Annotated in this window: 10 protein-coding genes; 6 read left to right on the top strand and 4 right to left on the bottom strand. The window is 73.6% G+C overall.

What is annotated here, in order from left to right; genetic code table 11:
• Positions 1-117: 117 nt before the first annotated feature.
• A complete protein-coding gene (locus SM611_RS29450) occupies positions 118-723 on the bottom strand; it encodes an SACE_7040 family transcriptional regulator (RefSeq protein WP_371953556.1) in 606 nt (201 codons plus the stop codon).
• Positions 724-812: 89 nt separating this feature from the next.
• On the opposite strand from SM611_RS29450, the gene SM611_RS29445 reads away from it, so the two are divergent.
• From SM611_RS29445 to SM611_RS29430, 4 genes are all read left to right on the top strand, one after another.
• Complete coding sequence (locus SM611_RS29445; RefSeq protein ID WP_371953555.1) at positions 813-2,426, top strand: carboxyl transferase domain-containing protein; 1,614 nt, start codon at positions 813-815, stop codon at positions 2,424-2,426.
• 7 nt (positions 2,427-2,433) lie between these two features.
• Entirely contained in the window at positions 2,434-4,386 is a 1,953-nt protein-coding gene (locus tag SM611_RS29440; protein ID WP_371953554.1) for an ATP-binding protein, read from the top strand.
• A 76-nt stretch (positions 4,387-4,462) separates the two neighbouring features.
• Entirely contained in the window at positions 4,463-5,398 is a 936-nt protein-coding gene (locus tag SM611_RS29435) for a hydroxymethylglutaryl-CoA lyase (protein WP_371953553.1), read from the top strand.
• Between the two features lie 4 nt (positions 5,399-5,402).
• Positions 5,403-6,551: an acyl-CoA dehydrogenase family protein gene (locus SM611_RS29430; protein WP_371953552.1), complete on the top strand. Its 1,149-nt coding sequence runs from the start codon at positions 5,403-5,405 to the stop codon at positions 6,549-6,551.
• A gap of 55 nt (positions 6,552-6,606) precedes the next feature.
• Here SM611_RS29430 and SM611_RS29425 read toward each other — a convergent pair whose 3' ends face one another.
• Together SM611_RS29425 and SM611_RS29420 are read right to left on the bottom strand one after the other, a co-directional pair.
• Complete coding sequence (locus tag SM611_RS29425) at positions 6,607-7,818, bottom strand: TolB-like translocation protein (protein WP_371953551.1); 1,212 nt, start codon at positions 7,816-7,818, stop codon at positions 6,607-6,609.
• Positions 7,808-8,332 carry a SigE family RNA polymerase sigma factor gene (locus SM611_RS29420; protein ID WP_371953550.1) on the bottom strand — a complete coding sequence of 175 codons (525 nt, stop codon included), beginning with the start codon at positions 8,330-8,332 and terminating at the stop codon, positions 7,808-7,810. Before SM611_RS29420 ends, SM611_RS29425 begins: the two co-directional genes overlap by 11 nt.
• Before the next feature lie 84 nt (positions 8,333-8,416).
• On the opposite strand from SM611_RS29420, the gene SM611_RS29415 reads away from it, so the two are divergent.
• A complete protein-coding gene (locus SM611_RS29415) occupies positions 8,417-9,160 on the top strand; it encodes an FkbM family methyltransferase (protein ID WP_371953549.1) in 744 nt (247 codons plus the stop codon).
• A gap of 114 nt (positions 9,161-9,274) precedes the next feature.
• Positions 9,275-9,481, top strand: a complete 207-nt coding sequence (locus SM611_RS29410) for a hypothetical protein (protein ID WP_371953548.1) — start codon at positions 9,275-9,277, stop codon at positions 9,479-9,481.
• Between the two features lie 34 nt (positions 9,482-9,515).
• On the opposite strand, the gene SM611_RS29405 is transcribed toward SM611_RS29410, so the two are convergent.
• A complete protein-coding gene (locus tag SM611_RS29405; RefSeq protein ID WP_371953547.1) occupies positions 9,516-10,562 on the bottom strand; it encodes a hypothetical protein in 1,047 nt (348 codons plus the stop codon).
• Positions 10,563-10,684 lie beyond the last annotated feature (122 nt).

The following is a 10,684-nucleotide window of genomic DNA, read 5'->3' as shown; positions in this document are numbered from 1 at the left end:
AGGCCAAGACCCACCGGTCATCCCCCAGCCCACACCCGTCCAACTCCATCTCCTGGACCTGCTGGACATCGACCCGCGACAACTCCGCTGACGATCACTCATGTGCGGAAAACGGGGCTAGCGGGCGTCCTGCCGCTGGAGACCGGCCAGGGCGGCGCGGGCCATGATGTGCAGGAGGTCGCCCATGGCGTCGCGGTCGAGCCCGGCGGCGCTGCGGGGGGTGGAGTTGAGCAGGCCGAAGCAGGCGTGCACGGCGGCGCGCGTCCGGTCGTCGGGGAGGCCCGGGTCCATGCGGCGCAGGACGGCGACCCACTCCTCCACGTAGGCGCGCTGCAGCCGGCGGACGCGGTGCCGCTGCGGCTCGGGGACGTTGTCCAGCTCCCGCTCGTGCACGGTGATCAGGGCGGGGTTGTCGAGCGCGAACGCGATGTGCCAGCGCAGCAGCGCGTCGAGGGCGCGCCCGGGGTCGGGGTCGGCGGCGCGCCGGACGCCCTCGGCGAGCAGCCGCTCGCTGATGTCGAGGAGCATGTCGGCGAGCACGGCCTCCTTGCCGCTGAAGTGCCGGTACAGGGCTGGGCCGGTGAGGCCGACGGCGCGGCCGAGGTCGGAGATGGAGGCCCCGTGGTAGCCGCGGCGCGCGAACAGCTCGGCGGCGGCGGCGAGGATCTCGGCGCGTCGCGGGTTCGGCGGGCCGTCCACGGCCGCGGCCCGTGCGGAGGTCATGCGGGCAGTCTAGACTAGGGTTGTTAATGGCCGTTAACATCGGCCGTGCCGAGAACATTGTTAATGAGCGTTAACCGGGAAGGAGGGTCATGGGCGGACCCGAGATCGGCTCCCGCGCCGACGTCGCGGGCGAGGCGTTCAAGGCGAGCGCCGCGCACAACGAGGCGCTGGTCGCGGAGCTGCGCGACCGCATCGACCGGGCGGGGCGGGGCGGTCCCGAGCGGGCCCGCGAGCGGCACGTCGCGCGCGGGAAGCTGCTCCCCCGCGACCGCGTCGACACGCTTCTCGACCCCGGCTCGCCCTTCCTGGAACTGTCGCCCCTGGCCGCGAACGGCATGTACGGGGACGAGGCGCCGGGCGCCGGGATCATCACCGGCGTCGGCCGCGTGTCCGGCCGCGAATGCGTGATCGTCGCCAACGACGCCACCGTCAAGGGCGGGACGTACTACCCCGTCACGGTGAAGAAGCACCTGCGGGCGCAGGAGGTGGCGCTGCACAACCGGCTCCCCTGCCTCTACCTGGTCGACTCGGGCGGCGCGTTCCTGCCCCGGCAGGACGAGGTGTTCCCCGACCGCGAGCACTTCGGCCGGATCTTCTACAACCAGGCCACGATGTCGGCGCGGGGCGTCCCGCAGATCGCGGCGGTGCTGGGCTCGTGCACGGCGGGCGGCGCCTACGTCCCGGCGATGAGCGACGAGGCCGTCATCGTGCGCGGCCAGGGGACGATCTTCCTGGGCGGGCCGCCGCTGGTGAAGGCCGCGACCGGCGAGGTCGTGACGGCCGAGGAGCTGGGCGGCGGCGAGCTGCACTCCCGGACGTCCGGGGTGACCGACCACCTCGCCGAGGACGACGCCCACGCGCTGCGCGTCGTCCGGGACATCGTCTCGACCCTGGGCCCGCGCGAGCCGCGCCCGTGGGACGTCGCGCCGGCCGAGGAGCCGACCGCCGACCCGTCCGAGCTGTACGGGATCCTCCCGCCCGACTCGCGCACCCCGTTCGACGTCCGCGAGGTCATCGCGCGGATCGTGGACGGCAGCCGCTTCCAGGAGTTCAAGAAGGAGTACGGTGCCACGCTCGTCACCGGGTTCGCCCGCCTCCACGGGCACCCGGTCGGGATCGTCGCCAACAACGGGATCCTGTTCAGCGAGTCGGCGCAGAAGGGCGCGCACTTCATCGAGCTGTGCGACCGGCGCAGCGTCCCGCTCGTGTTCCTGCAGAACATCACCGGGTTCATGGTCGGGCGCGAGTACGAGGCGGGCGGCATCGCCAAGCACGGCGCGAAGATGGTCACCGCCGTCGCGTGCGCCCGCGTCCCGAAGTTCACCGTCGTGATCGGCGGGTCGTTCGGCGCGGGGAACTACGCGATGTGCGGGCGGGCGTACTCGCCGCGCTTCCTGTGGATGTGGCCCAACGCCCGCATCTCGGTCATGGGCGGCGAGCAGGCCGCGAGCGTCCTCGCGACCGTCCGCCGCGACCAGCTGGAGGCGCGGGGCGAGGAGTGGCCCGCCGCCGACGAGGAAGGGTTCAAGGCGCCGATCCGCGAGCAGTACGAGGCGCAGGGCAACCCGTACTACTCGACGGCGCGGCTGTGGGACGACGGGGTGATCGACCCGCTCGACACCCGGCGCGTGCTGGGCCTCGGGCTGTCGGTGGCCGCCAACGCACCGCTGGAGCCGGTCGGCTACGGCGTCTTCCGGATGTGAGGGTGTGATGTTCGACAGCGTCCTGGTCGCCAACCGCGGGGAGATCGCCGTCCGCGTGTTCCGGACCCTGCGGCGGCTCGGCATCCGCTCGGTGGCGGTCCACACCGACGCCGACGCGGGCGCCCGGCACGTGCGGGAGGCGGACGAGGCCCTCTGGATACCGTCCTACCTGGACATCGACGCGGTCATCGCGGCGGCGCGGGACGCCGGGGCGGCGGCCGTCCACCCCGGGTACGGGTTCCTCGCCGAGAACACGGCGTTCGCGCGGGCGTGCGGCGAGGCGCGGCTGGTGTTCATCGGACCGCCCGCCGCGGCGATCGACGCGATGGGCGACAAGATCCGCGCGAAGCGGACGGTCGCGGCGGCCGGGGTCCCCGTCGTCCCCGGACGGGACGAGCCGGGCCTCTCCGACGCCGAACTGAAGGCCGCCGCGCTGGAGGTCGGGCTGCCGGTGCTGCTCAAGCCGTCCGCCGGCGGCGGCGGGAAGGGCATGCGGCTCGTCCGGGAGGCGGCCGGGCTGCCGGAGGCCATCGCCTCCGCCCGCCGCGAGGCGCTCGGCTCGTTCGGCGACGACACGCTGCTCGCCGAGCGGTTCGTGGAGAACCCCCGGCACATCGAGATCCAGGTGTTCGCGGACGCGCACGGCACCACCGTCCACCTGGGCGAGCGCGAGTGCAGCCTGCAGCGCCGGCACCAGAAGATCATCGAGGAGGCGCCGTCGCCGCTGCTGGACGAGGCGTCCCGCGCGCGGATGGGCGCCGCGGCCGTCGCCGCCGCGCGGGCCGTCGGGTACGTGGGCGCCGGGACGGTCGAGTACATCGTCTCCGCCGACCGCCCGGACGAGTTCTTCTTCATGGAGATGAACACCCGGCTCCAGGTCGAGCACCCCGTCACCGAGCTCGTCACCGGCCTCGACCTGGTCGAGCTCCAGCTGCGGGTGGCCGCGGGCGAGCCGCTGCCGTTCGCGCAGGACGACGTCCGCCTCGACGGCCACTCCATCGAGGCCCGCGTCTACGCCGAGGACCCGGCGCGCGGCTTCCTGCCCACGGGCGGGCGCGTGCTGGCGCTGGCCGAGCCCGCCCATGCCCGCGTCGATTCGGGCCTCGACACCGGCACCGAGGTCGGCGGCTCCTACGACCCGATGCTCGCCAAGGTGATCGTGCACGGCGCGGACCGCGCCGAGGCCCTGCACCGCCTCGACCGGGCGCTCGCCTCGTACACGCTGCTGGGCGTCCCGGCGAACACCGCGTTCCTGCGGGCGCTGCTCCGGCACCCGTCCGTGGCGGCGGGCGATCTCGACACCGGCCTGGTCGAGCGCGTCCTGGACGACCTGGTCGCGGGCGCGTCCGTGCCGGACGAGGTGCTCGCCGCCGCCGCGCTGGAACGGATGCGGGCGCTCGAATCCGGCACCGCCGGCACCGGGGACCCGTGGGACGTCCCGGACGGCTGGCGTCCCGGCGCGCACGCCTGGGCGCCGTGGATCATCACCCCGGCCGGCGGCGACCCGGTGGAGGTCCGCGTCCAGGGCCGCGCCGCGTCCGCCCGCGTCGCGATCGGCGGCGGCGAGCCGGTCGCCGCCGCGCTGAGCGCGCCGTTCACGCTGACCTACGGTGGAAGGACGACCTCGTTCGAGGCCGCCCGCGACGGCGGCACGCTGTGGCTCGGCCGGGACGGGCACGCGTGGGCGCTGAGCGAGCACGTCCGCGCCGAGGGCGGCGCCGCCTCGGCCGCCGTCGGCGACGGCGTGCTGCGCAGCCCGATGCCGGGCACGGTCCTCGCCGTCAAGGCGGCGGAGGGCGACCTGGTCGACGCCGGGCAGCCGCTCGTGGTCGTCGAGGCGATGAAGATGGAGCACACCGTCACCGCGCCCCTGTCCGGGGTCGTGGCGAAGCTGCCGGTCCGCGCGGGCGCGCAGGTCGCCCTCGACGCGGTACTGGTCGTGATCGAGGAGACTCGATGACCGCGGCGGAGCGAGGATCGTCGGGCCACCCGGCCCGGGGGTCCGGGGGGCGCCCCCCAGAAAGGAGAGCACGACGATGAGGACACCCCTTCCCGGTCTTCCGGAGCGGGTCACGATCTACGAGGTCGGCCCGCGGGACGGGCTGCAGAACGAGAAGGCGGTCGTCCCGGCCGAGGTGAAGTCGGAGTTCGTGACCCGGCTCGCGGACGCGGGGCTGCGCACGATCGAGACGACCAGCTTCGTCCATCCCCGGTGGGTGCCGCAGCTCGCCGACGCCGAGCAGCTCCTCGACATCCTGCCGCGCTCGCCCGAGCTGCGCTATCCGGTCCTCGTCCCCAACGAGCGGGGCCTCGAGCGGGCGCTGTCCAACGGCGTCACCGAGATCGCCGTGTTCGGCAGCGCGACCGAGACGTTCGCCCGCCGCAACCTCAACCGCACCGTGGACGAGTCCCTCGCGATGTTCGCCCCGGTCGTGGAACGCGCGCGCGCCGAGGGCCTCTGGGTGCGCGCCTACGTGTCGATGGCGTGCGGCGACCCGTGGGAGGGCGACGTCCCGATCCCGCAGGTCGTGTCCGTGGCGTCCCGCATGATGGACATGGGCTGCTCCCAGCTCAGCCTGGGCGACACCATCGGCGTCGGCACGCCCGGCCAGGTCACCGCGCTCATCGAGGCGCTGGGCGAGGCGGGGATCGGCACCGGGCGGCTCGCCGTCCACTTCCACGACACCTACGGGCAGGCGCTCGCCAACACCCTCGCCGCGCTGCGCGCGGGCGTCACGGTCGTGGACGCCTCGGCGGGCGGCCTCGGCGGCTGCCCGTACGCCGGGAGCGCCACCGGCAACCTGCCCACCGAGGACCTCGTGTGGATGCTGGACGGCCTCGGCATCGAGACGGGCGTCGACCTCGGCAGGCTCGTCGCCACCAGCCGCTGGATGGCCGGGCACCTCGGCCGGCCCAGCCCGTCCCGCGTAGTCCAGGCCCTTTCGCCGGAACCTTCCCCGGAATCGGAGTAACTCCATGATCGACTTCACGCTCGACGACGAGCAGGAGGAATTGCGGCGGACGGTCGAGCGGTTCGCCCGCGAGAGCGTCGCCCCGGTGATCGGGGACCTGTACGAGCGCGGCGAGTTCCCGTACGAGATCGTCGCCGCGATGGGCAAGATGGGGCTGTTCGGGCTGCCGTTCCCCGAGGAGCACGGCGGCATGGGCGGCGACTACTTCGCGCTGTGCCTCGCCCTTGAGGAACTCGCCCGGGTCGACTCGTCCGTGGCGATCACGCTGGAGGCGGGCGTCTCGCTGGGCGCGATGCCGATCTACCGGTTCGGGTCGGCCGCGCAGAAGGAGCGGTGGCTGCCGCTGCTCACGTCCGGCGAGCGGCTGGCCGGGTTCGGGCTGACCGAGCCGGGCGGCGGTTCGGACGTCCCCGGCGGCATGCGCACCACCGCCCGGCTGGACGGCGACTCCTGGGTGATCAACGGGTCGAAGGCGTTCATCACCAACTCCGGCACCGACATCACCGCGTTCGTCACCGTCACCGCGTTCACCGGCGCGAACGAGATCTCCACGATCATCGTCCCGAACGGCACGCCGGGCTTCACCGTGGGGCGCAAGTACTCCAAGGTGGGCTGGTCGGCGTCCGACACGCGCGAGCTGTCGTTCGACGACGTCCGCGTCCCCGCCGAGAACCTCGTCGGCGAGCGCGGCCGGGGCTACGCGCAGTTCCTCCGCATCCTGGACGAGGGCCGCATCGCGATCGCCGCGCTGTCGGTCGGCCTCGCCCAGGGCTGCGTGGACGAGTGCCTGCGCTACGTGCACGAGCGGCAGGCGTTCGGCAAGGAGATCGGCCGCTACCAGGCCATGCAGTTCAAGATCGCCGACATGGAGCTGCGCGCGCACACCTCCCGCCTCGCCTACTACGCGGCGGCCGCGAAGATGCTGCGCGGCGAGCCGTTCAAGAAGGAGGCCGCGATCGCCAAGCTGGCCGCCTCGAACGCCGCCATGGACAACGCCCGCGACGCGACGCAGATCTTCGGCGGCTACGGCTTCATGAACGAGTACGCCGTCGGCCGCTTCTACCGCGACGCCAAGATCCTCGAAGTGGGCGAGGGGACCTCCGAGGTGCAGCGGATGCTCATCGCCCGCGCCCTCGGCCTCCCGCCCTCCTGAGCGACTCGCCGCCCGTCCCCGGGGTCGCGGGACGGGCGGCGGTCGCGGCGGGCCGTCAGCGGATCTTCGAGAGGTCCAGCAGGGTCGTCACGTCCTTGCCGGTGAGGAAGAACCGCGGGTCGCGGTCGTTCTTCCCGCGGCCCATCACCTCGTTGTGCCGCCGTATCCCGGTGTCGAGCAGCGTGCCGGTCTCGACGTCGTACAGGACGTGCGTCTTGGTCGAGGGCCCCGCCGGGAAGTAGGGAAGGAAGCGCCCGTAGATCACGCTCGCCGGCGGTCCCGCCTGCTGGGCGGTCAGCAATCTGCCGGCCTTCCCGTCCCTGCGCTGCACGGCGGTGCCCACATCCGGGCGGTTGGCGGCGCACCAGGTCACGGAGCATGACCATGTTCCCCTGAACGGCGCGAGACGGGCGTTGCGGCGCTCGCCGGTCCGCACGTTCCGCAGCGACCGGTACGTGATGTCCCCGGACCGCGCCCCGTCCCGCACGGGTGAGCCGATCCAGGGCCAGGACACGATCCCGAAGCCGTCGGTGCCGGGGATCTTCGCGGGCTCGCCGCCCGACAGCGGCATCCGGTAGACGCCGTCGCCCATCCCCCACACGATGGTGGCGCCGTCGATGAGCAGCGTGGACACTTCCGCTCCCCGCATCCCGGCGAGCTTGCGCGCGGCGCCGCCGCGGAGCGGCGCCCCCCAGATCTCGACCGTGTCGCGGCCGTCCACCCGGTACGACAGCCACCAGACGACCCGGTCTCCCCCGACGGTGATGTCGGACGCGAAGATCTTCGACCCGCGCGGGACCACGATGTCGGTGATCGCGCTGGCCCGGCCGGCGCCGAGGTCGTAGGACCACAGCCTGTCCGGGCGCTGGAGGGACGACCAGGTCGCCCCCACCAGGGTGCCGTCGTCCAGCAGCTCGACGGGGTGCAGCCCGCGCCCGTTCGGCAGCCGGCCGGGGAGGCTCCGGACGGCGTCCGGCCATCGTTCGCGCACCTTCACCGGCGTGCCGAGGTCGGCGCGCGTCACCGGCTTCAGTTTCCCGGCCGTGGCGACGGGAGCCGCCTCGCCCCCCGAGCGCACCACCGCGCCGGCGGCGCCCGTCCCGGCGATGACCGCCGCGACGGCGAGCCCGGCGGCCGTCGCCCGGCGGCGCCGCATCCGGCGGTGGCCCGCCTCGACGCGCTCCAGCAGTTCCGGCGGGACCGCCGGCGCCTCCCGCGCCGCGGTCGACAGCGTGCCGCGCAGCGCGCGGTCCAGGTCATCGGTCATGGTGCCCTCCAGCGGCGGACGCGGCGGCCGGACGCCAGTCCGCGCGAAGCTTGTCGAGCGCGCGGGCGGCCTGGCTGCGCACCGTCCCGCGCGATATGCCGAGCGTCCCGGCGATCTCCTCGTCGGACAGGTCCTCGTAGTAGCGCAGCACCAGCACCGCCCGCTGCCTCGGCGGGAGCGTCCGCAGCGCCTCCCACAGCCGCGGGTCGTGCTCGGCCCGCTCCAGGCCGCGGTCGTCGTAGTGGCGCTCGGGCACCCTGCCGACGAGGTGCTCGCGTCTTCGCCGCCGCCACATGCTGATGTGCTGCCGCGCCATGATCTTCCGGGCGTAGCCCTCGGGGTCGTGCTTGTTGGCGACCCGTCCCCAGGCGCCGCGCAGCCTGATCAGCCCCTCCTGCAGCAGATCGGCCGCGTCGTCGGCGTTGCCCGTCAGGACGAAGCCGTAACGCAGCAGAGCCTGGGCGCGGGCCGCCACGAAATCCTCGTACGTCACGCCGTCCTCGTCCAAAGGCACATCCCTTCCTCGCCCCCAGGACGCGCGGCGCCCCGAAACTGTTGCACGCCCCTTCGCGCCGGGGGCGCGCGATAGGGTCGGCGGATGTTGCTGCGCGCCTATGGGATCGCCCGGTCGCTGGTCATGTACTACGGGGTTCCGGGCAAGCACCGGCGCGCGGCGCGCCTGTACGGCGAGTTCCTGCGGGACGGCGACGTCGCGTTCGACATCGGCGCCCACGTGGGCGGCCGGGTGCGGGTGTGGCGGCACCTCGGGGCGCGGGTGGTGGCGGTCGAGCCGCAGCCCGACTGCCTGCGCGTGCTGCGGCTGTTCTTCGGCCGGGACCGGGACGTCACGATCGTGCCGGGCGCGGCCGGGGCGGAGCGGGGGAGGGCGCGGCTGGCCCTGTCGTCCGCGACGCCGACGGTGTCGTCCATGTCGCCCGGCTGGATCGAGTCCGTGACGACCGACAGCAGCTTCGCCCGCGTCCGCTGGGACCGCTCGGTCGAGGTCGAGGTGACCACGCTGGACGACCTCATCGCGGCCCACGGCGTGCCCGCCTTCTGCAAGATCGACGTCGAGGGGTTCGAGGCGGACGTCCTCGCGGGCCTGTCGCGGCCGGTTCCCGCGCTGTCGTTCGAGTACATCCCGTCGGCGCACGACGCGTCCCTGGAGGTCCTCGGCCTCGTGGAGCGGCTCGGCGCGTACGAGTACAACTACTCCCCCGTCGAGACGATGCGGTTCGCCAGCCCTCGCTGGCTCGACGGCGACGCGCTGCGGAGGCGGCTGGAGCGCATCCGGCCGCGCGGCCGCTCCGGCGACGTCTACGCCCGGCTGCGCACGGACTGACCTCCCCGGTCAGGCGGCGCGCCGTCGCCCGCCGCGCCGGACGCGCCGTCCGCAGCGCCCGCGCCGCAATGAGCGTCAGCGGACGGCTCCGGCGATGACCGCGGCGACCATCGGGTGGACGGCGGCGCGCTCGGGCGGGCTGTCGGCCCGGTCCGCGACGAGTGGCTGGACGTGGTGCCGACGTTCGGCCCCCACGGCCAGATCCCGCCGGACGGGCGGGAGGAGGTCCTGGCGGGCATCGGAGCCGCCGTCGACGAGGCCGGCGGCGCGTTCACCATGCGCTACGCCACCATGGCGACCGTCGCGTCCCGCGTTTCGTGAACACGCGCGCCTCGCGGACGCCCGCGTCCGGTTGCTAGCCCGCGGGCGCCGCGAGGGCCGACAGGTGTCCCTCCACGGCTTCGGCGGGTAGTTCGCGGAGGCTGACGCGCGACTCCAGCGCCTCGTGGAGGACCGGGTACATGTTCGCCGGCGACCATTGCGCGTTGATCGACTTCTCGGCCAGGAAGAGGGTCGGGACGCCGTTGACGACGGGGACGTCCTCGATGGACGCGGACCCCGGGAAGAACAGGGTCGGGACCGCCCTCGCGCCGCCGTCGCCGCGCTCGACGCCCGGATAGTGGAATCCGAGACGCTGGCGGTCGATCAGTTGCCCGGCGTTCTGGTGGTCCTGCTGGGACAGGCCGCGGTTCTGCGCGTAGCGGACGGCGGCGGGGTCGGTCGGGTCGGCTCCGAGGTATCCGGGGCCCGCGTGGCGCAGCAGCGCGTCCTGGGCGAGGGCGAAGAAGTGGTACATCCGGTCCTGGACGCCGGTCAGGCCGAGGACGAAGCCGCGGCGGTTGCGCGCGTCGAGCAGCATGATCTCCCGGCCGTCCAGGAGGGCCAGCACTTCCCGGATGTAGTAGAGCGTCTCGTAGTGCGGTTCCAGCTCGTCGGCGAGCGGGGAGACGTGCGGCCGGTCGCGCAGCCGCCGCCGCGCCTGCTCGTCCCGGCTGAGCATCGTCATGGCCGCGAGCAGGACGAAGGGCAGGGCATGGTGGGCCCGGACGAGGTCGGGGTCGTCCGCGAACAGCTCGTCCTCCGCGCCCGCCCCGCCGTTCACGACGTAGTCCTTGGCCAGGCGCAGGCCGCGCTCCATCACCCGCAGGACCGCGTCGACCGGGACCGTCACCGTCCCGCCCCGCTCGACCAGGACCCCGCACACGAAGGCCATCATCCCGGCCCGGAAGACGTCGCCTGACTCCAGCGACGCGGCCACCTCCGCCATGGCCGCGTCGGGGTCGGTGATCGACCGCAGGAACGCCTGCACCTCGGCCCGGCCGATCAGGTCGGTCCCGGCCCGGCACTCGTCGAGATCGCTCGGCCCTGTGATGAACCCGGCGATCCCCGTCATCCGCGACATTCGATCATGGTAGCGGCGCGCCGCCCCCCGTCTACGGCCGTCCACCGAACCGGGCCGACCAGAGAGTAGTTGATAGCTTGACAGCTAACTCCATTAGCCTTAATTTGGCTAATGTCGTTAGC

This window comes from Actinomadura monticuli (assembly GCF_041463655.1).
GTDB classification, from domain to species: domain Bacteria; phylum Actinomycetota; class Actinomycetes; order Streptosporangiales; family Streptosporangiaceae; genus Spirillospora; species Spirillospora monticuli.
Note: the sequence above shows the minus strand (reverse complement) of the source record. Positions and strands in the feature narration are given on the sequence as shown.

Excerpts from the sequence above, each read along its gene's own strand:
- SM611_RS29445 (WP_371953555.1), top strand. The coding sequence starts at position 813 with ATGGGCGGACCCGAGATCGGCTCCCGCGCCGACGTCGCGGGCGAGGCG.
- SM611_RS29450 (WP_371953556.1), bottom strand. The coding sequence starts at position 723 with ATGACCTCCGCACGGGCCGCGGCCGTGGACGGCCCGCCGAACCCGCGA.
- SM611_RS29425 (WP_371953551.1), bottom strand. The coding sequence starts at position 7,818 with ATGACCGATGACCTGGACCGCGCGCTGCGCGGCACGCTGTCGACCGCG.
- SM611_RS29440 (WP_371953554.1), top strand. The coding sequence starts at position 2,434 with ATGTTCGACAGCGTCCTGGTCGCCAACCGCGGGGAGATCGCCGTCCGC.
- SM611_RS29435 (WP_371953553.1), top strand. The coding sequence starts at position 4,463 with ATGAGGACACCCCTTCCCGGTCTTCCGGAGCGGGTCACGATCTACGAG.
- SM611_RS29415 (WP_371953549.1), top strand. The coding sequence starts at position 8,417 with ATGTTGCTGCGCGCCTATGGGATCGCCCGGTCGCTGGTCATGTACTAC.
- SM611_RS29405 (WP_371953547.1), bottom strand. The coding sequence starts at position 10,562 with ATGTCGCGGATGACGGGGATCGCCGGGTTCATCACAGGGCCGAGCGAT.
- SM611_RS29430 (WP_371953552.1), top strand. The coding sequence starts at position 5,403 with ATGATCGACTTCACGCTCGACGACGAGCAGGAGGAATTGCGGCGGACG.